We start from the raw sequence: 22677 nt of genomic DNA, 5'->3' as shown, positions 1-22677 counted from the left end.
GATTATTCATTGTTGTGCGTTGGCTTGAGCGCCTGCGAGTTTGCGTATGGTTTGGCGATAGGTTAGGTATGCGGAAACACCAGCTAACAGGTTGCCGATACAAGCGCCTAAGAGTAAACCTCGGATTCCATCCATTTGAGCGCCAACCCACAAGCACGGTAGGAAAAAGACAAACAAGCGCAGCGCTGAAATAGTGAGCGCGGTGTAAGATTTGCCTAATGCATTACAAAGAGAAACCATTAGCATACAAACCCCTAATGAACCCAAACTGATCGGCACTATCAGTAAATGCATTTCCAAGACTTGCTCCACTTGCACATCACTTGTCATCAATAATGCGAGTGGGTTTGCGACGGCAAATGTAATGGCAGCAATCAAAAGTTGGAAACCTAGAATGAATTTTACGGCAATACTGACGAGCCTTTGGATATCTTCATAGTTCTTTGCTCCAAGTAAGCGTCCAACCATTGGAGGCATAGACATTGTCAGCGCCAAGACCGAAACGATAGCAAAGAACTCATAGCGTGAACCAAGCGCCCAAGCGGCGACTGCTGCGGTTCCAAAGCTCGCCAATAATTTTGTTGCTAGCATGGAAGACAACGGTGGCAGCAGTTGGCTAATCATCGCAGGGCCCATAATGTTACCGATAGATGCAACACTTTTGGCTACGTTAAGATCTTGCCATTGTGTCGTTGCCCAGTGATTCTTTTTCACGCGAGGAGCGACGACTAAAATACCAAACCCAAAAGCGACGATGGTTGCTATTGCCGCTCCGTTAATACCCAAGTCAAATGTGAAAATAAATAGCGGATCGAGCACAAGGTTCACGCCGCTGGTTATCATCATCATTGTGCCAGGTAACATTGTATTGCCATTAGCTCGGCAGATACTGTAATAAAAATACAAAACCGCACCAGTCCATGAGCTTAATAACCACCAAGGCCAGTAACTGTCGATTATCGGCATAACAGATTCTGGAGCGCTTAATAGAGCTAAAATGGGGTAGCGCAAAAGCCAAATTAGCCCGCCAAAAATAGCGACACCAATTGAGCCGATCATCAATACTAATCCGCCCAGTTGTTTGGCATACCGACTTTCATTCGCCCCAAGAGCTTTAGAAATGACCGCTGTCGTTGCGATCCCTAGACCGACTTGAATGCCGATAATGACCATTTGCAAAGGCAGAGTGAAACCTTGAGCGGCTAACGGTAAAACGCCGAGCTGACCGATAAACGCGCTATCCACAAGCTGAAAGCTCATTAAAGACAGAACGCCAAAAAGCATTGGCCAGGTCATCGTAAATAATTGTTTTGCAAGCGTTGGTTGTGTACTTGTCGTAGTTGAAGACATAGAAAGCTGAATGCGTTAGGAATAAGAGTTAGATTGATTGTACACGGCGGTTAGTTTAGAGACAAAAATAAACCCCGAGGAAGATATTCTTGCTCGGGGTTCGAAAATCTAGCTTACGCGTTTATTTTTTGCCGCTAGTTTGCTTGTCTTCTTCAGTCAGCTCACGAATGCGACGGCTGATGTCACGACGTGCTTTAGAGATCTCAGCGCTTTTAATGATGTGGTCATCAACACGATCTTCATAGTCTGCTTTCATATTTTTGATGATTGCGACGATTTCATCGTGAGTCATTTCTGGTTTGATGTAGTCTAGAAGGTTTTCTAGAAGATCAACACGTTTACGGTTATCACGAACTTTCTTCTCGTTATCAAGAAGCTCACGTTTTAGTTTGTTTTTACGACGAGCTTGGTTAACGATTTCAAATACGCTACTCATAGTTCTCTTTCCTAATTTTATGAATATCTTCCTCGATTAAAGCACAACATCCAGTGGCATAACAGTCTTTAGATCAATAGCAATGCAGAGTTGAACGTTTCTCAACCAATTGCGTTGTGTCCATATAATCGTGCTGCTTTCTTCGAGTTTTGGCCAACATTGTAGAATCCATCGATTCATTGTCATAACGTGGCCTTCACTATATTATCAACACCATTGAATGCAAAATGATGAACTTGATATGGACTCTGGTAACACTGCGGAGCAAGTAAATAGTCAAGATAATGAGCAAGTCACTCGCTCTGTGGCTGAAAAGTTAAAAACGGCGTATATCAACGCTCGCGAGCAACTCGAAATCATCGAAGTTGAGCTTAATCGTTCAAAAATAATGATGGTCGACCAAGATGGCAATTTGACGAGAGTGCCGATTCTCTCGGAGCATTGATACCTGACCCTATTCGTAAGGGGTGTCAGGTCTTACGCTATGCTTTAGCCTGACACCAACACCTGAACCGCTAACGCTTCTTGCACTGCTGTGTGAATTTATGGCGTATGATTTCGAAGCGATTTAGGTACAAAGTCAAATGCAAAAATAATAAGGAAATGCATTATGAAAGTTGAGCTAACGGCAATTGAAGCACGAGTTATTGGTTGCTTGATCGAAAAAGAAGTCACTACCCCAGATCTTTACCCCCTCAGCCTAAACGCATTAACCAACGCGTGTAATCAAAAAAGCAACCGTGATCCCGTGATGTCACTCTCTGAGTCAGACGTTCTCGATGCCGTTGATGCTCTTATTGAGCGCAGGCTCGTCAGTGACGAAAGTGCGTTCAACAGCCGCGTCAGCAAGTATCAACACCGTTTCTGTAATACGGAATTTGGTGATTTAAAGCTGACAGAGCAGGAGAAGGGCATTGTATGCTGTATGCTTTTGCGCGGTGCTCAAACACCTGGGGAAATTCGTACTCGTACTAATCGTCTCGCGACATTTCATGATGTAAAAGAAGTGGAAACGGTCCTTGAGCATTTAGCAAGCGAAGAGAAAGGACCATTAGTGGTCAAATTACCACGTGAGGCTGGTAAGCGGGAGTCGCGTTATATGCATTTGTTCTGTGGTGATGTTGATGCGTCCGAACTTGCAGCGCCTGTGTCTGCTGCAAGCTCGAGCTCCGATCGAGTAAGTCAGCTAGAGCTCGAAGTCGCTCAGCTGAAAGAAGAGCTGGATGAATTAAAAGCTAAGGTTGAGTCACTGCTTTCATGATGGAAAATACAACGCAGCGTTGGAGTGTCTACCTGATACGAAATAACCGCAACGCGTTGTATTGTGGTGTTACCAATGATGTTGAACGAAGATTCAATCAGCACCAAACCGGAAAAGGAGCGAAAGCTTTGAAGGGAAAAGGCCCTTTGGTATTGGAATGGTCATCGGATTTTGACTCAAAGACGCTTGCCATGCGAGCAGAGTACTATATTAAGCAACTAACTAAAGCGAAAAAAGAGCTGCTCGTTATGTCAAAAGCAAATATTGTCGTCGACGAACATCAACAAATGATGTTAGAGATAGTGGCACTCTGATAAGCCCTTGCTACGCAAAGATACACGGAAACCGCCTATGTCACATTGGCGGTTTCTTTTTGTTTTTGGAGTACCATGTAGGAATAAACTGACGCATAATGGGCTGGTGTTCTGTTTAAAGGTCCTGAATATGAAAAGCGCGAAATGTCTCTACGTTATCGAGACAAAGGAAGCGACTCAATGTACTTTATTTGTATCCACTCAGACCAAGAACCAATTTACTATTGAAACAGGCACTAAGAGGAAGGTAGATTACAAGAGTATAGGATGACTCGGCTAGGTAATGAATAGAGCTGAATTAGGCTCATAAAAAAGCTAAAAGAGCAGTAGATGAAAAAAGCGTTAGTATTCTCCCTGATTTCAATGGCCGCTTTTGCGCCGAATGTGCAGGCCACCCAAGTTCTTAATGGGTATTGGGCATATCAAGAGTTTTTAGACCAGTTTCCACAACAGAAGCAGTTAACTAGTGCGTTGGCTGAAGTGGTAAGAGAAACCCCTGTACCCGTAGCAAAAGACAAAAAGCGTCCACTGAAAATTTCTGTTGTTTATCCAGGGCAGCAGATCTCTGATTATTGGATTCGAAACATCGATGCGTTTGAAAAACGCCTAGATAAGCTTGATATCGACTATCAACTAAATCAAGTGTTTACTCGTCCTAATGCAGATATAAAGCAGCAAAGTTTGTCTTTAATGGAGGCGCTGAAAAGCAACTCCGATTACTTGATCTTTACTCTAGATACCACAAGACATCGTAAGTTTGTTGAGCATGTCTTAGATTCAAAGAAAACCAAGTTAATTTTACAAAATATCACCACACCTGTTAGGGATTGGGAACATCATCAGCCGTTTCTTTATGTTGGTTTCGACCACGCAGAAGGAAGTCGTGAATTGGCCGTTGAGTTTGGCAAGCGTTTCCCTAAACATAGCCACTATAGTGTTCTCTACTTCTCAGAGGGCTACATTAGTGACATCAGAGGCAACACTTTTATCAACCAAGTGAACCGCGATAATCAATTTGAACTACAATCTGCTTACTACACCAAAGCAACAAAGCAATCTGGGTATGAAGCTGCAAAAGCCAGTTTGGAGAAGTATCCGGACGTTGACTTCATTTACGCGTGTTCTACCGATGTAGCATTAGGTGCTGTTGACGCTCTTAAAGAGTTAGGTCGTGATGATGTCATGATCAATGGTTGGGGCGGCGGTTCAGCAGAGTTAGAGGCGCTTTCTAAAGGGGAGTTAGACGTTACCGTTATGCGTATGAACGATGATACAGGTATTGCAATGGCTGAGGCCATTAAGTGGGATTTAGAAGGAAAGCCAGTTCCCACCGTTTACTCTGGTGATTTTGAAGTCGTTACCAAATCGGACTCTCCAGAAAGAATTGAAGCATTAAGAAAACGTGCATTTAGATACTCAGATAATTGATGACAACTACATCAAAAACAAGAAAGCGTCGCTCACTGTCGACGCTTATTACCAAAATAATTATTCTAGTACTTGCTCCGATCATTCTAGGCATCTTTGTTCAGAGTTATTACTTCTCGAAGCAGATTATTTGGCAGGAAGTCGACCGAACCAAGCAGCAGACCTCTGCCCTGATCCTGAACATTTTTGATAGCCATTTTGCAGCGATTCAGATTCATCACAACAGCAATTCGAAAAGTGATGTTGTATTGGATTTTTATACAGAACGTGATGAAGAGGCACTCAATTACTTTTTCATGAGTATTGACCAGAGTGATCCTTCCCATACACCGGAGTTTCGTTTCCTAACCGATCATCAAGGTATTATTTGGGACGATGGCAACGCGCATTTCTATGGCATCAACAACCTGATACTTAGCCGACTTGCCAGTCAAGTGACCTTTAGCAACAACTGGTATTATCTACCCTCACAGACCCCGATGGGAACTCGCCATCTGTTACTTCGTCGCGTACCCGTTTTACAACCTAAAACCGGTGAAGTGATGGGGTACTCTTACAATGTTGTTGTTTTAGATAATAACTTTGGGTTGATGGAAAGGTTAAAAAATGAAGGCAACGTCGACAATGTTGTGTTGGTCGCTAACAACACACCATTGGCAAGTTCATTAGTAGGAGATGAGGCTTATCAAATATTTGACGTACTCAAACGACGAGAGTCCCAGCACAAGCTTGACCAATTATTGATCATCAAAACCCCTATTGAGGTAAATGCCGCCGAGACTGACTTGTGCTTGCTTACTGTGCAAGACAATCAGAGCGTGGTGACATTGCAAATCCAACACCTGCTAGCAATGCTAGCCTCAGTTATCGGTATGGTCATGATTGCGCTAATGACTAAAGAATGGATCGAGAATCGTGTAGTTGAAGAGTTAGGATCCCTGATGGCATATACCCGCTCGGCTCGTGAAGAAAAAGGATTTGAGCGTTTTGAGGGGTCAGATATTGAGGAATTCGATCATATTGGTTCGACACTAGAAAACACTTTTGAAGAGCTTGAAGCACAAAAGCGCTCTTTCCGCGACCTGTTTAACTTTGCGTTATCTCCTATTATGGTGTGGTCTGAATCGGGTGTGCTTGTCCAAATCAATCCGGCAGCACGCAAAGAGTTAGTCATGGAAAACGATATTGAAACCATGCACCCAGTGTTCAAAGGTTTCAAAGAAAAGTTGATGCCACACCTTCGCATGGCGGCTCAGGGAGCTACGTTGACAGGCGTTAATGTGCCAATTGGAGACAAAGTATATCGCTGGAACTTATCGCCGATTCGAGTTGATGGAGATATTAGCGGTATTATTGTTCAAGGTCAGGATATAACCACGCTAATTGAGGCGGAAAAACAGAGTAACTTGGCGCGCAAAGAAGCAGAGAAATCTGCTCAAGCCCGTGCCGACTTTCTGGCTAAAATGAGCCATGAGATCCGAACGCCAATCAATGGAATTTTAGGGGTTGCTCAATTGCTAAAAGACTCTGTGGAAACAGAAGAGCAGAATAACCAAATTGACGTACTTCGACATAGTGGTGAGCACTTACTTGCTGTTTTGAATGATATTTTGGACTTTTCGAAGATTGAGCAGGGTAAGTTTAATATCCAAAAGCACCCGTTTTCTTTCACTGATACAATTCGAACGTTAGAAAACATTTATCGTCCTATTTGTGAAAGTAAAGGCGTCAACCTTGTCATTGAAAACAAAATAGATCCCAATGTTGAAATCTTTACTGACCAAGTTCGTCTGAACCAAATTTTATTCAACCTAGTCAGTAATTCTGTGAAGTTTACGCCCTCGGGTAGCGTGCGCTTGCATGCTGAACTTGAGCAGTTCTATGGCGCTGACAATAGTGTGCTGGTCGTGGAAATTACGGATACAGGTATCGGCATCGAGTCTGACAAACTCGACCAAATGTTCGAACCTTTTGTTCAAGAAGAAGCAACAACGACTCGAGAATACGGTGGCAGTGGCTTAGGGCTGACCATTGTGAAGAGCCTCGTCGACATGCTGGAAGGTGATGTTCAAGTCCGCAGTCAGAAAGGTTTAGGAACGACTTTTGTCATTACAATGCCAGTGAAAGATCGTGAGCGAGTACTCACCCCTCTTGATTCGAGTTTGCGAGTTAAGCCAGATGAACTATTTGCAGAGAGTCTCAAAGTGTTGTTGGTAGAGGATAACCATACTAACGCATTCATTCTAAAAGCGTTTTGTAACAAGTACAAAATGCAGGTTGATTGGGCGAAAGATGGGTTAGAAGCAATGGAATTCTTAAAAGATCATACTTACGATTTGATACTGATGGACAACCAGCTTCCGCATCTTGGTGGAATTGAAACGACCAAAGAGATCCGACAAAAGCTAAAACTAGGCACGCCAATTTATGCGTGTACTGCTGACACCGCGAAAGAAACCAGTGACGCCTTTATGGAATCGGGTGCGAATTACGTGCTTCTCAAGCCGATTAAAGAAAATGCGCTCCATGAAGCATTTGTGGATTTTAAGCAGCGGTTCTTAGTTGAGCGAACATGAATCATTGGCTCACTACGGGATAACCCAATTATTCATTATCTGAAAAGCACAACATCATGACAGTGGGTTGTGCTTTTTTGTATCTGACCCTTTTACTCTTATACAAATCAGACTTTATTGGTCTCGACGTTTGTTGTGTACATCGCTGCATTTCAAATTCAAACATAGTGTTGTGTTACTTAGATTTCTCCCCCTTCACTGACACACCTAACGTGATTTCAATCACAAAAAAATATTTACTTAGCGTGCTAACTATTTTATATTACTTAGCACGCTAAGTAATTGAGTAGATCTTATGATTCAAGACATCAACAGTTTGCGAGACCTTTCTCTGGCTGAAAAATTATCTCGTGTTGCTCGTTTGTGGAAAATGGTTGCAGATCGCGAGTTAGAGCCTTTAAACCTAACGTATCCGCGTTGGACTGCGTTATGGAAGCTTTATCGAATGGGTGACAACATCAGTCAGAAGCATTTGGCTGAAGCGCTTGAGATCGAGTTAGCGTCGTTGATGCGAACATTAAAATTATTAGAAGAGCAATCTCTGATCGTTCGCCATTGCTGTGAACACGATAAGCGAGCACGTATTGTTAGCCTCACAGAAGAGGGGAAAACCCTACTAAAGCAAATGGAGGCTCGAATTCTTCAAGTTCGAAGCAAGCTCCTAACGGACATCAACGACCAGGAACTTCAGCAGCTTTCATTGATTCTTGATCAGATTGCTCACAATGCGCTTGATTCACTTAGCGAATAAGTCAGAAAACCGAATTAAAAGAGAAGTAAACGCCTATGACTCCAGATCAAAAATTCGCACGTTGGATCAAATATTCTTGCGTCGCGTTTGTCCTTGTCTTTGCCTATTTTCTAGTTGCAGATCTCGCCATGCCGTTGACGCCTCAGGCAATGGCAACGCGTGTGGTAACTAAAGTGGCCCCCCGTGTGAGTGGGCAGATTACACATCTTTATGTTGCCAACAACCAAGAAATAAGCCAAGGCGATCTACTATTTCAGATTGATCCCCAGCCTTATCAGCTTGCCGTAGAAAAGGCTCAACTTAACCTTGAGCGTGTGATTCAAAACAACGAACAACTTGATGCTTCTATTGCTGCGGCAAAAGCAGACGTTGAAGCGAGTAAAATCGTGGCGGAACAAAAAGTTCGCGAAGCAAAACGTCTTAATACCCTGTTTCACCGTAATGGTACTTCGCAACAGCAGCGTGATGACGCACAGAGCAGTGCAACGGCAGCTAAAGCGAACTTACTGGCCGCACGTGCTCGTTTAAAAGAGTTGGAAGTAAACCGCGGTGATTTAGGCGCGACGAACGTGAATATCCGCGTGGCGCAAAACCAGCTAAAACAAGCGGAACTTAATCTGTCTTACACTCAAGTCTCGGCGGAACATGATGGCGTTGTCGCTAACTTGCAGCTGGAGACGGGGGCCTATGCGGCAGCTGGTACACCTCTTGTCGCTTTAGTCTCCGATGACGTGGATATCATTGCCGACTTTCGTGAAAAGAGTTTACGACACTTTAATCAGAACAGCCGTGCGTTAGTGGCTTTTGATAGCTTGCCTGGTGATGTATTTGAAGCTCGTATTACGAGTGTGGATGCCGGGGTCAGCTCGGGTCAGTTCGATGCGGATGGTCGCTTAGCAACACCAACTGACTCAAACCGTTGGGTGAGAGACGCGCAGCGCTTACGTTTACATTTAGCTATCGATGAGCCTCAGCAGCGTGCATTTCCAGCAGGGGCACGAGCAACCGTGCAGTTGTTGCCAGAAAACGCATTATCTGGCTGGTTAGCGAGATGCCAGATCCAATTCTTGAGTCTTCTTCATTATATTTATTAACGAGGAGGCGATATGAAGTTATGGGACCACCCCATGTCGGAAAACGACTTCCGTCAGTGTTTGCGCATTGCAACTGGTGCGACTATTGGTTTCACTTTATGTAAAGTATTTGGTTGGAACTATGGCGTATTCTTTACTGTAACCCCGATGCTGTTACTTGGAATGGTGCCAGTCATGAGTCTACATGCCGCACGACAACTGGTTTTTTCAGCGGTTGTGTGTGGATTAGAAGTTGGTGTTCTTGGTGGGTTATTTGGTGGGCATCCTGGCATGATGACAATCATTGCATTCGGGTTGTTCCTGTATAAATTCGCCTGTATGTCAAAAGGGAGCTTATTCTTATTTGGAGCGAACAGCGTACTGAGCTTAAGCATCATGCTGCATTTTGCGAGTTATCCAACCACTGACTTAAATGACCTAATATTTAGCAATCTGCAAGCGAATGTTATTTCAGTGATCGTTGCTTATGTGGTGACATTTTTGATTCCCGATGCGGAACCTCGTCAGCCACCAGCGAAACCGTCGCAGCCTAAACAGAGTCATCGCATGCGTCATGAAGCCCTTATGGGGGCGAGTATCGCTACAATGTCTTTCCTTGTATTCCAGCTATTTGACCTCAGTGACTCTATGTCTGCTCAGGCGACAACCTTGCTTTTATTGTTTCCTATGCATTGGAACGGTGCTTTAGGGTATGCGCGAAAAAGAGCAATGGGAACCTTGATGGGGGTGACCTTTGGTATCGTCGGACAACTTGTATTATACGATTGGTCGGATACCTTATTGTTTATCGTCCCATTGCTTTGGATTGGGGCTATGATGTTCAGCTATATGCACGTGAAAGAGTCTAGCGGTTCGGGAGCCGGATTTGGCGGCTTAACCACATTAGGCATTTTGTTCGGCCAATATCTTACTCCGGATGGTGACTTAATGTTCAGTGCGCTGTATCGCGTGAGCAGTATTTTGTTTGCTATTGTTGCGACGCTGCTTGTGACCTATACGGTTCACAGAATACTCAACAGCTTTGAGGCGACGCGCTTTAGCGAGCAGTAAGTTCAGACGTTACTGGTTAGAAAGGATTGCTCCAGTAACTCTGTTTTTAGTTCGTGAGTCATCGCAATGGGACTGGCAAACTTAATTCCAACTACCCATCCCTTCACCAATTTCTTAATGTTGGCAATGACACATCGATTTTCTTCTCCGATATAGTGGCTTAACGGGCATTCGATGGTAACACTCTCACCCACGTTGAATTCGGGCTCAATCAAGGTTGATATACCAACACCTGCTAGAGAGAAATCGATAAGGCTACCGTCGTAGACATTCCCTGCATGAATAACGTTACAGTCCATTTGCAACTTGTAACGCTCATGTTCCCGAACTGGTTTGGTTGCAAATGTTCCTGGAATGCGGATAAACAAAAGGGGGGATGGTCGAACGGTCGTCGTCAGCACGCTGGACTTAAACGCAATGACATGGCCTAACTCCGTATCTGATACACCACGCACGATGACATCGGCGTTGGGGAATTTTCTCATCACTTGCTCTTCAAGCAAACGCATTGGTATATCAAGAATCAAATAAGCATTTTCTTTCATCCCCAGATAGGTGGTGGAATACGTATATTGATCCTTAGGCCCAAATTCGAAATTAGTAGAAAGTTTCATTCCCGGTTTGAGAAACCTATGCAGTTCATCTTTAGTATGAGTGGCTGGCATCACATTGGCGTTTTAATTATTAGTTAAGCTGAGGCTATCAAAACGCCATTTTGTTATTCAAGATAGTAAGGCATAAGTTTTTGTAAAATCATCGCTATCTGTGAAGTGGTGGGCGATAAGTTTGGCTCATTCCACCTTTCATAAAGATTTGGCTTGCCACAATACTGCCGCATGTGACCAACATCAGCGCTAACCAAGTGAGAGAATCTGGTTGTTCACCAAAAATTGGAACGGCAAGAAGTGTCGCGACGACTGGAGTTAATGAACCAAAAGCAGCGCTGGCTTCGGCACCGATGATCCTAATTGCATAAATGAAAGTGAAAGAAGCGATTAAACCTGCGCCAACACCTTGTAGCATCGCGTGGCCAAATAACTCCTCCCATGGCCACTGGCTGAACGGTGTTACCACCAAATAACTGTCTACCCACCCGAAACCAACGGCGATGATGAGCAGAGCCAAAGACGCGATTGCAACGAATCCTGCACAGACGTGTGCATTAAGATTGGCGACACGAGCGCTGATGGTGAAAGCAGCCCACATGATGCTGCCAGTTAGAAACAGGATATGCCCTTGTAATTGAGACCAGTTGTACTCTGCGCCGCTATTAGAAAGAAGGAATACGAAAATCCCTAACAGCACCGTAGAAAGCCCGATTAAGCGGTGAGCACTCAGCGACTGTTGATAACAAAGTACCGCGATAGCAGAAACAAACAATGGCAAAGTGCCAGGTACTAATGCACTGCCGTGCGCCACGGGAGCGAAATGCATAGCCGTTCCGACGACCAGAAGATAGGGAAGGCCGCTTCCAACCACAACACCAACCAGGTAGCGTTTAGGCACTACGCGCAGCGACTGTTTATGCTTAATCACAAATGGTAATAAAATTATACTTGGGATTAGAAAGCGAACTAACGCGATATCGGCTGGCTGCAAGGCAGAAATTGCGCCCCCTTTTAAAGAAATAAAGAAACCAGACCAAAGCAGTAAGGTCGTTAATATAGCTGCGTATCCCAAGATCATTATCGACATGTCCATTTGTAAATGATGTGTTAATTGTTGAATAAAACTCTTGCCAAAGGGAGGCAAAGTTTGACGTAATTAGGCTTGATGTTGGTGATAAATTGCGTATAAGTGTTAATTGTTGGTGATTAAAGGCATGAAAGAATAAATGGATAAAATTGACAGGCAACTTATCAACCTAATGCAGAAGGATGCCACTCTGACAACGGCAGAACTTGCTGACCAAGTAGGGCTATCGGCATCACCTTGTGCAAGACGCATTAAGCGTTTGGAGCAGGAAGGTGTAATAAGTGGTTATCGAGCTATTGTGTCCAGAGACACTGTAGGCATCGCGATGACTGTATTTGTTGAAGTGAGTTTAAATAACCACCAAGCTTCTTCGATTGATGAGTTTGAACATGCCGTTGTTGAGATGGATGAAGTGATCTCATGCCATGTCGTATCAGGGGCCTATGATTACCTGTTAGAGGTGGTCAGTAAAGATCTCGCTGGTTATGAAACATTTACTAGAAAGTTACAGCGATTAGAAAATGTGAAAGATATTCATACCCACCTGGCGATTAGACAAGTGAAAGGAAATGGCAGTTTGCCGATTTATGCATAAGAAAGATGAAATTTTTCGATAGACTTAAGATTGCCCACTATCATCGAAAGCGATATAGACAGTTTGGTAAAGACAGAGCCCGAACTCTGGGATGGGCAGATAAGTATAGTCAGATCAGCCGTTTTGAGGCGTTGTGCCGAGGGTTAACGTTAGACGGTTCAAGGATTTTAGATATTGGGTGCGGCTACGGAGACTTGTTAGCGTTTATCGAACTTACGGGGGGGCTTCCTCAAAGCTATATTGGCATTGATCAGCAAAAACAGTTTATCTCTGAAGCCAGAAAACGAGATTTTCGCACGCAAAGTAAGTTTATATGTGGCGATTTTTCAACGTTGGTATTGCCTCGTTGCGATTTTGTTTTTGCTTCCGGATCATTGAACTATCAATCCACCAACCCAAATCATACCATTGAAATGATTGATAAAATGTACCGAGCGACAGAGAAAGGTTGTGTGTTTAACTTGTTGGATGAATCCAAACTACCCAGCATGAAAATGTTAGCGTCGCACAATAAAGAAGGTGTCTTTCGCTATTGTCGGTTGCTGTGTCCGAATACACGATTGATTGAGGGATACTCCGAGCACGACTTTACGATTGCCATGATCAAAAAAGCGGAGTCCGTTTCCTGACTCCGCTTAATAAATTCTTAAGCCTTATTGGTTTTTGTATTGTGAGATTTCACAGTTACCTGTGTATCTATCAACCTTGAATGAGAACGCGGCTGAATGGTATTCCCTCCCATCACTCCATATTGTTTCTCCGAAGATTTTACACAGATCCAAATCACTGATTGAACCGAACTCTTTTACGTGCCTAACTACTGACAAAAACTTGGCTTTGGTAGCATTAGGACATTCCCTGTTACTTAATCGATTGATAACCATGTTTGTAGCATCATCTCCAGCCAAATGTGACTTTTTATTAAATTTTATTAATGGCTAAACTAACCAAAAAATGTCCATAAGTAAAGCATTAATGTGACGTATGTCTCTATAAATTGATTGTCTTGGTCATGGTTTAGTCAAGTTTGTCAAAGGGAACAATCCCATTATTTACATTTGATATCATTCACGACTAAGGAAAGATAAAAAGCACGAATAACGTCCAATATTGGAGTGAAAAACCAACATCGTCTATTCAAAACTGGCTCTGTTTTTACTTCGAAACATCTTGAGCGTATTGAAGCGCTCGGGCTTCTTTATCATAGACTTGTGACAGAGTTTGATATTGTGAAGAGAGGCGCTTGTAATCTTCAGCAAGTTCCAAAGCGTTGGTGTTATACCATTCCGCAGTTATTTGATTGGCTGTTTTGTTTGACTCGCGGCACTTCTGGGCCAGTATCTCCCACCCATTTGCTGACCATTGGGATTGTGTGCTCAATTTAAGCAGCTGATTCGCTTTAGTTGTGAGCTCTTCTTTGTATTGAATCGATGCTTTTAATTGCGCTTTGAACACATTTTGGTTCGACTTGGCACGCCAAAGTAGCACGAGCTCATGCAGTGAAAAGGTTTCGGACAATAACTGACGCTGTTTATGTTCGGTCAAAAGTGTATTGAATACCTCAACATGCTGATTGTAATTGGACTCTAAACGATTGAATTGGGTAAGATTGTCATTCCACGACGATGGGTTACATTGAATATTGGCGTGCCCCGTTATCGGGAACAGAAGAAATAGTAGTATCCAATTGAGTCTGTTGATCATTATTGCTCGCGTTAGTTGACCTGCTCTTTTGAGTATATACCCAAATTTCTACGACATGCGTGCTGCTGGTGGGATAAGAATAAAGAATAAAGAATGAAAAGGAAAAGGGCATGAAGAAAATTCTCGTCGCATTGATTGTCATGCTGTTGCTCGGCGGAGCGGGGGCTGGATACTATTTCTTCTTTATGCAGAAAGATGAACCTGAAGCACCAAAGGCTACGCAAGTCGAGCAATCGTCACTGCAAAAAGAAACATCCAAACCGATTCTGGATTTAGAAGCCGCTCCCCCGGAAGTTACCGAGTACTACGTTATTGAGCGTCGTGTCAATGTTTACAACAAGCCTAACCCTAATGCTTTAGTTGTCGATACGCTCTATAAGGGAGAAAAAGTATCGGTATTAGAAAAAGTAGATGGGTGGTACCGAATCTCCGGCTATCTTGTCTATGAAGAGGGTGGAGAAGAAAAAGCCGAATGGTTGAATGCTGAAGGGTTATCGGATGCAGAGCCAGTTATTAAAGAGCAAGAGCGCTTAGAGATATTGGATGAATACCTACAGAAGTCGGATGATTTAAAAGTTCACTTGGATATTTTCCGTAAGAAAACACAGCAATTGTTAGACGATGAAACCTGTGATCCGAGTGATTTTGAGGAGCTCGGAGGCTGGGTTCGTTCTGTGACGTTCAAAAAGCGCAACGTTTACTTCATCTATTGTGGCGGTTTGGAGCAAGAGAACAAGATCTACTTAGATGTTGATAAGGGCGATATTTTTTATCGATAACTCACCACCAATTACACTAGTTTTCTAAAGACGTTTTGATAAATGCAATAACGATGCAAACCTGAAATCAGAGATTTATAACTTTTTAGTTGTGAACCATAATCAATAGGAATACTATCAACGAGTCAAGTGACCTAACTTGGCTCTTTGTGTTTTTAGTGAGTTCCTATGCCTTGGATTTACCTTAGAAAGTTGATTTTGCTGCTATTTGCAATGGTATTGCTACCAGTGCATGTATCTGCTGCGCAAATCGACCACAAGGCTCACGTACCGCACTTTTCTAAGCTACAACCTTTTGTAGCCGTAAGTGTATCGCCAAACTCTTCCGTCGATTTTTCTGAAGTTTCAGAAGAAAGCTCTCAATCTCCAGTATCTGAAGGCCATGCAAGTCTCGATTCCGTTGCTTTGTTTAACTCTCAGCGCTGGACGTCTTACTTACGGGAAGGGCTTGATGACGAGCACGTAGATTTTGTCGGCGATCTCACTACTCCGTTTTACGCTGATGCGTGTTACGCATACAGCTTGATGGACATTAACTGGCGTCACAACCAGTCCACATTTTATCATTTCACAAGCGATCATCGCATTTCTGGTTGGAAAGAGACCAATGCCATGTACGTCGCACTCAATAGTCAGTTTTCTGCCTAAACACCATTTATTTGCACCATTGTGCACTCTTAACACGACGATTGTATTCGACAGGACGTGAGCGTTCTGAGCATTTCATACCCTGAATTTATTCTGGGAGCATCTGTCGTGTGTTAAGCCTTGTTATTAAAAGCTTCACTTCATCGTGAAGGGATGATGTTTACATGAAAAAAACACCAAAGCAGCAAAAGAACAGAAAGCTGATGAATCACTACTCAGCTTGGAAATATGTAGTATTAATCACGACGGTCATTATTTTAACCCTAAGTGCTATACCAACTTGGTTTGGCGAACAGCCTTCTATCCAGTTGACGTTTGCGGATCAAAACAACAGTGAAATGTCGGTTGTTCATCTGAATCAACTGCTAAAAACCAACCATATTTCAGCCGACAAAATCATCGAAAAAGACGGCAAAACAACCATTGTATTCGATGGTGAAGATGCGCAAAGTAAAGCTCGTGCGTTGTTAAACAAAGAGCTAAATAAAGACGACAGCATCACTTTCTCATACGTATCGGTTGCGCCAGAATGGTTGAATGAGATGGGCTTTAGCCCAATTAAGCTCGGTCTTGACCTTCGTGGTGGCGTTCAGTTCTTGTTGAATGTTGATGTGAATAAAGCGTTTGAAGAGCAACGTGATGCGTTGATTGATGAAATCAAAGCGAATCTACGTGATCAACGTGTTCGTGGTGTGCAAGTTCGAGCAGAAAGCGGCAACCGAATTACGGTAAACAGTGACAGCGAGCAAGCATTGTCGGAAGTGAACAAGTTCTTGCGTCAAAACTACCCGGGCTGGATTTCAAAAAGTTCATCTCGTGGCTTTGTGCTTGAACCGAGTGAACAAAATATCCAAGAATTTCAATCCTCGACTCTTCAACAAAACCTGAAGATCATGCGTGGTCGTATTGAAGAACTTGGTATCACAGAAGCACTAGTGCAACGCCAAGGTAAAGAGAGCATTCGAATTGAACTCCCTGGTGTACAAGATCCTGCTCAAGCGAAAAACGTTATTGGTGCAACAGCAAGCTTGGCGTTTTATGAAGTGAAAGATGCGAGCCAAGCACACAGCAGCCAAGATCTTGTTCTTCAAGACAATGACGGCCGTACGGTGATTTTGGCAAAACGACCAGTCCTAACGGGTGAGTACATCGTAAACGCTCGAGCTGGTGTCGACAAAATGGGTATGTCAGAAGTAAATATTTCTCTTGACCACGCTGGTGGTAAGAAAATGAGCGACTTCTCAGCAACTCACATCGGCAAGCCAATGGCGACCGTTTACCGAGAGTACAAGACAAACGATCGCGGTGTAACCGAGCGTAGTGAGCGCGTTATCAGCGTCGCGACTATTCAATCTCAACTTGGTAGCCAGTTCCGTATTACCGGAGCAGGTAGCATGGACGATGCGCAGCAGTTAGCTCTATTGCTTCGTGCGGGTTCACTAACCGCGCCGGTTACTATTGTGGAAGAGCGAACAATCGGTGCTTCTCTGGGTGCAGAAAACATTGAAAACGGTTTTGCAGCACTGGCTTTAGGTATGGGACTAACACTGACCTTTATGGCACTTTGGTACCGCCGCTTAGGTTGGGTAGCAAATGTGGCGCTTTGTGCCAACATGCTTTGTTTACTTGGCTTAATCGCCTTGTTACCAGGAGCGGTTCTAACGCTTCCAGGTATTGCCGGTTTAGTGTTAACCGTCGGTATGGCAGTAGACACCAACGTTATTATCTTTGAACGTATTAAGGACAAAATGCGTGAAGGCCGCAGCTTCGCTCAAGCGATTGATCTTGGCTTTGACAGCGCATTCTCGACCATCCTTGATGCCAACATTACTACCATGATCACCGCCGTGATTTTGTACGCCATCGGTAATGGCCCAATCCAAGGCTTTGCCTTAACACTCGGATTAGGTTTGTTAACCAGTATGTTTACAGGCGTATTTGCCTCTCGAGCAATGATCAATTTAATTTGGGGCCGCGATGCCCGTCGTGATGTGAGGGTTTAATCATGGTCGAAATGCTAAAACAAAATATTCGTAAAATTCGCTACTTTACTACGCTAGTTTCCATCATTTTAACGGTGATCGCGATCGTCGCTCTAGGCTTTAAAGGGTTGAACCTAGGTTTGGACTTCACTGGCGGTATGGTGACAGAAGTAAAGGTAGATAAGCAGCTAACTAACCATGATCTGCTTGACGTTCTGCAACCAAAGCTTGGTGAATCTGCGTCAGTGACACGCTCTGGTGAAGATGGCCGTTGGGTGATTCGCTACTCTGCGCCTGCAGAAGGTCAAACACTACCGAGCGTAGCTGATTTGCTTAAGCCTATTTCACACCAAGTGGATGTGGTGAGTAACAGCATCGTTGGTGCACAAGTGGGTCAAGATCTGTTCGATCAAGGTGGTTTGGCACTATTAGTATCAGTACTAACGATTCTTGGTTACTTGTGCTTCCGCTTTGAATGGCGTTTGGCAAGCGGTTCACTGTTTGCTTTGGCTCATGATGTGATCTTAGTGCTTGGTTTCTTTGCAATTACTCAAATGGAGTTCAACTTAACCGTTTTTGCTGCTGTGCTGGCGATTTTAGGTTACTCATTGAATGACTCGATCATCATTGCAGACCGAATCCGTGAGCTGTTGATTGCGAAACAGAGTTGGAAAACAGAAGACATCAATGATCAAGCTGTTATCGCGACGTTTTCACGCACTATGGTGACATCTGGTACGACATTGATCACTGTTGGTGCATTATGGATTATGGGAGGAGCGCCTTTGGCTGGTTTCTCAACCGCCATGTTTATTGGCGTTCTGTCGGGTACATGGTCTTCGATTTCGATTGGTACTGTGCTGCCGGAGTGGTTGAAACTGGAGCCGAAACATTATCTTCCAGTTGAGATTGACGCAGCGCCGTAGCATTATTTTTAAGGTAAAAGTGCTTGCGCCACTCATCTTGAGTGGCGCTTTTTTGTGCTTATTTCACGCGCATCAAGCGATGTTTCACAAGTCCCAAATCGAACTCTAAGACTTGTGAGCGCTTCATTGCTTCGACTTTATTCAACATCGACTCTTGGTAGCCTTTCTTCTTCATCCACTGAAGAGGTACAGAGAAAGTATCTTCATTAACGACATAAGACTCGCCTTTATGCTCACCGCTATAGACGTTCACAACCCAAACTCGGGCTTGAAAGTCCAATACTTCACCCATGACTTTAGCGATTTTATTCAGAATATTTTTCATTGTTTCCAGTTTGCCTTAGCTTAGTAGCAACCAGACACCAACTCCCATCATTAAAGTGCCTGCGATACGGTTCATTAGGCGTACATTCTTAGACTGACCTAATACGTGTTTCAACCCTTTACCACCAGTAGCGTACAGAGACATGCAAATGAACTCAAACAGTAAAATAATGGAGACAAGTATGATCAGTTGCGGTGCAAGTGCTGCGTTTTGGTCTATAAAAGGCGGTAAAAGAGAAATCATAAATGCCCAGCCTTTTGGGTTTGCGATTGCGGTAACGAAGCCTTGCATGATAAGTGCGATATTGTCACTCTTTGGTGTTTCTAAGTTGTCGACATTAATCGCAAGTTTCCCTCGCGACCGCCACATTTCAACTCCAAGATAGAGTAAATAACCGCCACCAATGAACTTTAACGCGATAAACATCCAAGGATAATTGAGCATAATCGCAGCGATACCTAACACCGCAGAGACTGACACCAGCGCGACACCGAGAAGTTCTCCTATCATCATCCATAACGTGCGACGATAACCGATACTCATACCTAACGTTAGGGCGAGAGTCATGCACATACCAGGCGTGATTGAGACAAAAAAGAAAGTAGGGATGAACATACTGAGCAATGCAAGATTCATATCTGTTGATGATTTAGTGATTAAAGAGAAGCCACAAAGATAGTGCAAAGTGGAAAAGGATGCTACTACAAAGCGAGCGATTACTTTCACTAGTAGCTAGTTGATGTTCTTCGAATATATAAATTTAAAATGAAATTATATTTTAATCTATGCGTCATAATAGTGCGTATTGCACCAGTATGAGACAAGCTCTTATATCATTTTTAGATTAAATATATTTAATTTATTATATTTTATCGGTATTAATCATCACTGTGTTAAAATAATCGAATTGATAACTAAATTATCATTAAATGCAGTAATTAAATGATATGTTTGATAATTATTTTTACTGATAATTGAATTATTATTCTAATCTCAAGTTTGTTGTAATCATATAGGCTTAAAATTCAGATCTTAAATCATGACATAATGTAACGTCTACCATTCTGTATGTAAGTGCATGATATTTAATAATTATATTTCTATTTCTGTTGGTGTAGCTTTTGTGGAAGTGTGATTTAAAACAATGACTTATGTAAAGTTAACCATTTTATAATATTTCACGGGTAATGAGATCTAAATCAATCTTATGCAATTGGGTGAGTTTTTTATTTGAAATGTAATATTTCTAGGTTAACTTAAAATAAAGGCAGCACGGGATTGGTTGTCAAAAGAATAAATAAACACGTCAGTTGGTGAACTATTTCATCAGTGTATTAAGTTTGCTTTTTAAATGCCGTTAAGAATGGAGTCTTCAATGAAGAAAGTCGCTTTGATCACTGGATCAAAAGGCGGAATTGGTTCTGCTATTTCCTCTCAATTAGTCAATGACGGTTACCGTGTAATCGCTACTTATTTCACAGGTAACTACGAATGTGCGCTGGAGTGGTTCAACAGCAAAGGGTTTACCAAAGATCAGGTTCGCCTTTTTGAGTTGGATGTAACAAACACGACAGAGTGTGCAGAGAAATTGGCGCAATTGCTTGGGGAGGAAGGAACCATTGATGTTGTTGTCAACAACGCAGGAATCACACGTGATGGCGTGTTTAAAAAGATGACTGCGCAAGCTTGGAATGATGTCATCAATACCAACCTCAATAGTTTATTCAACGTTACGCAACCCCTCTTTGCAGCAATGTGCGAAAAAGGCGGTGGTCGTGTCATCAATATCTCTTCAGTCAATGGTCTTAAAGGGCAGTTTGGTCAAGCAAACTACTCGGCGGCGAAAGCTGGGATGATCGGTTTCTCTAAAGCCTTAGCATACGAAGGTGCTCGCTCGGGTGTGACAGTTAATGTTATCGCTCCGGGTTACACGGGTACGCCAATGGTTGAGCAAATGAAGCCAGAAGTGCTGGAATCCATCACGAACCAAATTCCAATGAAACGTCTTGCGACACCAGAAGAAATTGCAGCATCAGTGAGCTTCTTGGTCAGCGATGCGGGCGCCTACATCACCGGAGAGACTTTGTCGGTGAACGGCGGCCTATACATGCACTAAGGAGAGAAGATGATGGAAAAAGTATTTATCGTAGCGGCGAAGCGTACTCCAATTGGTGCTTTTGGTGGCAGCCTGAAAAATACTTCTGCTGGCGATCTGGCAGCAGTAGCGATTAAAGGCGCGTTGGAAGCGGCAAAGTTGCCCGGCGACAAGGTTGACGAAGTGATTGTTGGCAACGTTGTTGGTGCAGGTCAAGGAATGGGTGTTGGCCGCCAAGCGGCACTGTTTGCGGGGGTTCCTGAATCTGTTCCTGCATATGGCGTAAACATGGTTTGCGGTAGTGGCATGAAAACGGTCATGGATGCCGTGTCCCATATCCGTAGTGGCGATGCTGAGATCGTTGTTGCAGCGGGTGTTGAAGTCATGTCTCAGATTCCGTTTGCCGCACCAAGCAGCATTCGTGATGGCAACAAAATGGGCAATCTGGAGCTAAAAGATCTGCTCGTAGCGGACGGTTTAACCGATGTTTACAACCAATATCACATGGGTGTGACGGCAGAAAACGTAGCAAAACAAATCGGCTTAACTCGCCAGCAGCAAGACGAATACGCGCTGTCTAGCCAACAGAAAGCGGTAGCCGCTATCGAAGCTGGCAAATTTCAAGACGAAATTGTGCCAGTGGAAGTAAAGCAACGCCGTGAAACCGTGATGTTTGATACGGATGAATACCCAAAAGCGAACGCGACAATGGAAGCCTTAAGCAAGCTACGTCCTGCTTTTGACCGCGAAGGCACTGTGACTGCGGGTAATGCATCAGGTATTAACGATGGCGCGAGTGCGATTATCGTGGCGTCTGAAAGCGCAGTTAAAGCGCATGGATTAACGCCGCTTGTTGAGATCGTAAGCTACGCGCAATCGGGTCTTGATCCGAAGATCATGGGCCTAGGTCCTGTTGAGTCCGTCAATAAAGCACTCGCAAAAGCGGAACTCAGTGTACACGACATCGACGTTTACGAGTTAAACGAAGCATTTGCAGCGCAAGCACTTGGCGTGATTCATCAGTTGGCGGAAACAAACCAAGTTCCAGTTAACGCGATTCAAGATAAAGCGAACTTTAACGGTGGTGCTATCGCGCTAGGACACCCGCTTGGTGCTTCTGGCAACCGAATCTTAGTCACGCTGGTTCACGAGCTTCATAAGCAAAATGGTCAATATGGCGTTGCTTCACTTTGTGTGGGCGGCGGCATGGGCACGGCTGTGGTTGTAAAGACAGTTAAGTAATTATTTAAACGGACATTTTTAATTCTTTCTCTAGGAGACAAACCATGTACACAGATTTCTTCAAAACATTTAGCGATCAAACTGAAAAAAATCTAGAACCTTACTTGAAGTTCAACAAGCTAGTGACAAAAAACGTAGAAGTGTTGACCGAGCTTCAATTGAACGCCATTCGCACATACAGTGAAGTGGGTCTAAACCAGATGAAAGCAGCGACAGAAATCAAAGACGTAACGTCATTGACTGCTTTCAACAGTCAGCAACTAAGCGTACTTACTAAACTTTCTCAACAAATGATGGATGACAGCAACAAGCTTCAAGCGATTGCAAAAGAGTTCAAAGAAGACGTTGAGAAAATGACTTCGGAAAATCTAAAGACTGTTACTCCAGCGTAATTTGTCCGATTCTCGCCGCCCCTAGATTTGGGCG

The 22677-nt window shown here is 43.6% G+C and carries 24 protein-coding genes; 17 read left to right on the top strand and 7 right to left on the bottom strand.

Translation table 11 applies throughout. The features are described from left to right. Positions 1–6 precede the first annotated feature (6 nt). Both R7R78_RS18565 and R7R78_RS18560 read right to left on the bottom strand, forming a co-directional pair. Entirely contained in the window at positions 7–1350 is a 1344-nt protein-coding gene (locus tag R7R78_RS18565; RefSeq protein WP_025767935.1) for an MATE family efflux transporter, read from the bottom strand. Positions 1351–1471: 121 nt separating this feature from the next. Beyond that, on the bottom strand, positions 1472–1786 hold the full coding sequence (locus R7R78_RS18560; RefSeq protein WP_005373603.1) for a DUF496 family protein: 315 nt from the start codon (positions 1784–1786) through the stop codon (positions 1472–1474). Between the two features lie 241 nt (positions 1787–2027). On the opposite strand from R7R78_RS18560, the gene R7R78_RS18555 reads away from it, so the two are divergent. From R7R78_RS18555 to R7R78_RS18520, 8 genes are all read left to right on the top strand, one after another. Then, the gene (locus R7R78_RS18555) at positions 2028–2231 is read left to right on the top strand and encodes a hypothetical protein (RefSeq protein ID WP_031777159.1); all 204 of its coding nucleotides are present in this window, start codon (positions 2028–2030) and stop codon (positions 2229–2231) included. Positions 2232–2396: 165 nt separating this feature from the next. After that, entirely contained in the window at positions 2397–3047 is a 651-nt protein-coding gene (locus tag R7R78_RS18550) for a YceH family protein (RefSeq protein ID WP_005373594.1), read from the top strand. After that, the gene (locus R7R78_RS18545; RefSeq protein ID WP_005373593.1) at positions 3044–3361 is read left to right on the top strand and encodes a GIY-YIG nuclease family protein; all 318 of its coding nucleotides are present in this window, start codon (positions 3044–3046) and stop codon (positions 3359–3361) included. The genes R7R78_RS18550 and R7R78_RS18545 overlap by 4 nt, the downstream gene beginning before the upstream one ends. 330 nt (positions 3362–3691) lie before the next feature. Beyond that, a complete protein-coding gene (locus R7R78_RS18540; RefSeq protein WP_005385634.1) occupies positions 3692–4789 on the top strand; it encodes an autoinducer 2-binding periplasmic protein LuxP in 1098 nt (365 codons plus the stop codon). Then, a complete protein-coding gene (luxQ, locus tag R7R78_RS18535; protein WP_225474103.1) occupies positions 4789–7365 on the top strand; it encodes a quorum-sensing autoinducer 2 sensor kinase/phosphatase LuxQ in 2577 nt (858 codons plus the stop codon). Before R7R78_RS18540 ends, luxQ begins: the two co-directional genes overlap by 1 nt. 295 nt (positions 7366–7660) lie before the next feature. After that, positions 7661–8116, top strand: coding sequence for a transcriptional regulator SlyA (slyA, locus tag R7R78_RS18530; protein WP_017635177.1), 456 nt, complete (start codon positions 7661–7663; stop codon positions 8114–8116). 35 nt (positions 8117–8151) lie between these two features. After that, a complete protein-coding gene (locus R7R78_RS18525; protein WP_005373588.1) occupies positions 8152–9210 on the top strand; it encodes an HlyD family secretion protein in 1059 nt (352 codons plus the stop codon). Positions 9211–9222: 12 nt separating this feature from the next. Next, positions 9223–10260 (top strand): DUF2955 domain-containing protein, encoded by a 1038-nt coding sequence (locus R7R78_RS18520; RefSeq protein ID WP_225474102.1) that lies wholly within the window; start codon positions 9223–9225, stop codon positions 10258–10260. A 2-nt stretch (positions 10261–10262) separates the two neighbouring features. Here R7R78_RS18520 and R7R78_RS18515 read toward each other — a convergent pair whose 3' ends face one another. After that, complete coding sequence (locus R7R78_RS18515; protein ID WP_225474110.1) at positions 10263–10925, bottom strand: flagellar brake protein; 663 nt, start codon at positions 10923–10925, stop codon at positions 10263–10265. A gap of 94 nt (positions 10926–11019) precedes the next feature. Then, entirely contained in the window at positions 11020–11946 is a 927-nt protein-coding gene (locus tag R7R78_RS18510) for a DMT family transporter (protein WP_017635181.1), read from the bottom strand. Between the two features lie 148 nt (positions 11947–12094). On the opposite strand from R7R78_RS18510, the gene R7R78_RS18505 reads away from it, so the two are divergent. Together R7R78_RS18505 and R7R78_RS18500 are read left to right on the top strand one after the other, a co-directional pair. After that, positions 12095–12550: an Lrp/AsnC family transcriptional regulator gene (locus R7R78_RS18505; protein WP_005373581.1), complete on the top strand. Its 456-nt coding sequence runs from the start codon at positions 12095–12097 to the stop codon at positions 12548–12550. Positions 12551–12555: 5 nt separating this feature from the next. After that, on the top strand, positions 12556–13179 hold the full coding sequence (locus R7R78_RS18500) for a class I SAM-dependent methyltransferase (RefSeq protein WP_213883395.1): 624 nt from the start codon (positions 12556–12558) through the stop codon (positions 13177–13179). A 526-nt stretch (positions 13180–13705) separates the two neighbouring features. On the opposite strand, the gene R7R78_RS18490 is transcribed toward R7R78_RS18500, so the two are convergent. Next, positions 13706–14254: a hypothetical protein gene (locus R7R78_RS18490; protein ID WP_017635183.1), complete on the bottom strand. Its 549-nt coding sequence runs from the start codon at positions 14252–14254 to the stop codon at positions 13706–13708. 110 nt (positions 14255–14364) lie between these two features. On the opposite strand from R7R78_RS18490, the gene R7R78_RS18485 reads away from it, so the two are divergent. The 4 genes from R7R78_RS18485 to secF all read left to right on the top strand — a co-directional run bounded on the left by R7R78_RS18485 (position 14365) and on the right by secF (position 18589). Beyond that, positions 14365–15033: an SH3 domain-containing protein gene (locus R7R78_RS18485; RefSeq protein ID WP_225474101.1), complete on the top strand. Its 669-nt coding sequence runs from the start codon at positions 14365–14367 to the stop codon at positions 15031–15033. Positions 15034–15201: 168 nt separating this feature from the next. Then, entirely contained in the window at positions 15202–15681 is a 480-nt protein-coding gene (locus tag R7R78_RS18480; RefSeq protein ID WP_225474100.1) for a hypothetical protein, read from the top strand. Positions 15682–15845: 164 nt separating this feature from the next. Continuing rightward, positions 15846–17684 carry a protein translocase subunit SecD gene (secD, locus tag R7R78_RS18475; protein WP_225474099.1) on the top strand — a complete coding sequence of 613 codons (1839 nt, stop codon included), beginning with the start codon at positions 15846–15848 and terminating at the stop codon, positions 17682–17684. Positions 17685–17686: 2 nt separating this feature from the next. Next, entirely contained in the window at positions 17687–18589 is a 903-nt protein-coding gene (gene secF, locus R7R78_RS18470) for a protein translocase subunit SecF (protein ID WP_225474098.1), read from the top strand. Between the two features lie 58 nt (positions 18590–18647). On the opposite strand, the gene R7R78_RS18465 is transcribed toward secF, so the two are convergent. Continuing rightward, positions 18648–18914 (bottom strand): hypothetical protein, encoded by a 267-nt coding sequence (locus R7R78_RS18465; protein ID WP_017819888.1) that lies wholly within the window; start codon positions 18912–18914, stop codon positions 18648–18650. 15 nt (positions 18915–18929) lie between these two features. Beyond that, a complete protein-coding gene (locus R7R78_RS18460) occupies positions 18930–19550 on the bottom strand; it encodes a LysE family translocator (protein ID WP_021035942.1) in 621 nt (206 codons plus the stop codon). A gap of 739 nt (positions 19551–20289) precedes the next feature. Between R7R78_RS18460 and R7R78_RS18455 the strand changes: the two genes are divergently transcribed. The 3 genes from R7R78_RS18455 to R7R78_RS18445 are packed head-to-tail and all read left to right on the top strand — an operon-like array spanning position 20290 to position 22643. Next, complete coding sequence (locus tag R7R78_RS18455; RefSeq protein WP_005373555.1) at positions 20290–21030, top strand: SDR family oxidoreductase; 741 nt, start codon at positions 20290–20292, stop codon at positions 21028–21030. A 12-nt stretch (positions 21031–21042) separates the two neighbouring features. Next, positions 21043–22251, top strand: coding sequence for an acetyl-CoA C-acetyltransferase (locus R7R78_RS18450; protein WP_225474109.1), 1209 nt, complete (start codon positions 21043–21045; stop codon positions 22249–22251). 44 nt (positions 22252–22295) lie between these two features. After that, positions 22296–22643 carry a phasin family protein gene (locus R7R78_RS18445; protein ID WP_005373550.1) on the top strand — a complete coding sequence of 116 codons (348 nt, stop codon included), beginning with the start codon at positions 22296–22298 and terminating at the stop codon, positions 22641–22643. Positions 22644–22677 lie beyond the last annotated feature (34 nt).

It is taken from the genome of Vibrio sp. 2134-1, assembly GCF_033339495.1.
The sequence above is the reverse complement of the archived record's forward strand: the minus strand, read 5'-3'. Positions and strand labels throughout refer to the sequence as shown.

Excerpts from the sequence above, each read along its gene's own strand:
- R7R78_RS18505 (WP_005373581.1), top strand. The coding sequence starts at position 12,095 with ATGGATAAAATTGACAGGCAACTTATCAACCTAATGCAGAAGGATGCC.
- R7R78_RS18560 (WP_005373603.1), bottom strand. The coding sequence starts at position 1,786 with ATGAGTAGCGTATTTGAAATCGTTAACCAAGCTCGTCGTAAAAACAAA.
- R7R78_RS18450 (WP_225474109.1), top strand. The coding sequence starts at position 21,043 with ATGGAAAAAGTATTTATCGTAGCGGCGAAGCGTACTCCAATTGGTGCT.
- R7R78_RS18490 (WP_017635183.1), bottom strand. The coding sequence starts at position 14,254 with ATGATCAACAGACTCAATTGGATACTACTATTTCTTCTGTTCCCGATA.
- secD (WP_225474099.1), top strand. The coding sequence starts at position 15,846 with ATGAAAAAAACACCAAAGCAGCAAAAGAACAGAAAGCTGATGAATCAC.
- R7R78_RS18555 (WP_031777159.1), top strand. The coding sequence starts at position 2,028 with ATGGACTCTGGTAACACTGCGGAGCAAGTAAATAGTCAAGATAATGAG.
- R7R78_RS18515 (WP_225474110.1), bottom strand. The coding sequence starts at position 10,925 with ATGCCAGCCACTCATACTAAAGATGAACTGCATAGGTTTCTCAAACCG.
- R7R78_RS18460 (WP_021035942.1), bottom strand. The coding sequence starts at position 19,550 with ATGAATCTTGCATTGCTCAGTATGTTCATCCCTACTTTCTTTTTTGTC.
- R7R78_RS18520 (WP_225474102.1), top strand. The coding sequence starts at position 9,223 with ATGAAGTTATGGGACCACCCCATGTCGGAAAACGACTTCCGTCAGTGT.
- slyA (WP_017635177.1), top strand. The coding sequence starts at position 7,661 with ATGATTCAAGACATCAACAGTTTGCGAGACCTTTCTCTGGCTGAAAAA.
- R7R78_RS18510 (WP_017635181.1), bottom strand. The coding sequence starts at position 11,946 with ATGATCTTGGGATACGCAGCTATATTAACGACCTTACTGCTTTGGTCT.
- R7R78_RS18540 (WP_005385634.1), top strand. The coding sequence starts at position 3,692 with ATGAAAAAAGCGTTAGTATTCTCCCTGATTTCAATGGCCGCTTTTGCG.
- luxQ (WP_225474103.1), top strand. The coding sequence starts at position 4,789 with ATGACAACTACATCAAAAACAAGAAAGCGTCGCTCACTGTCGACGCTT.
- R7R78_RS18500 (WP_213883395.1), top strand. The coding sequence starts at position 12,556 with ATGAAATTTTTCGATAGACTTAAGATTGCCCACTATCATCGAAAGCGA.
- secF (WP_225474098.1), top strand. The coding sequence starts at position 17,687 with ATGGTCGAAATGCTAAAACAAAATATTCGTAAAATTCGCTACTTTACT.
- R7R78_RS18485 (WP_225474101.1), top strand. The coding sequence starts at position 14,365 with ATGAAGAAAATTCTCGTCGCATTGATTGTCATGCTGTTGCTCGGCGGA.
- R7R78_RS18480 (WP_225474100.1), top strand. The coding sequence starts at position 15,202 with ATGCCTTGGATTTACCTTAGAAAGTTGATTTTGCTGCTATTTGCAATG.
- R7R78_RS18550 (WP_005373594.1), top strand. The coding sequence starts at position 2,397 with ATGAAAGTTGAGCTAACGGCAATTGAAGCACGAGTTATTGGTTGCTTG.
- R7R78_RS18545 (WP_005373593.1), top strand. The coding sequence starts at position 3,044 with ATGATGGAAAATACAACGCAGCGTTGGAGTGTCTACCTGATACGAAAT.
- R7R78_RS18465 (WP_017819888.1), bottom strand. The coding sequence starts at position 18,914 with ATGAAAAATATTCTGAATAAAATCGCTAAAGTCATGGGTGAAGTATTG.
- R7R78_RS18525 (WP_005373588.1), top strand. The coding sequence starts at position 8,152 with ATGACTCCAGATCAAAAATTCGCACGTTGGATCAAATATTCTTGCGTC.
- R7R78_RS18445 (WP_005373550.1), top strand. The coding sequence starts at position 22,296 with ATGTACACAGATTTCTTCAAAACATTTAGCGATCAAACTGAAAAAAAT.
- R7R78_RS18455 (WP_005373555.1), top strand. The coding sequence starts at position 20,290 with ATGAAGAAAGTCGCTTTGATCACTGGATCAAAAGGCGGAATTGGTTCT.
- R7R78_RS18565 (WP_025767935.1), bottom strand. The coding sequence starts at position 1,350 with ATGTCTTCAACTACGACAAGTACACAACCAACGCTTGCAAAACAATTA.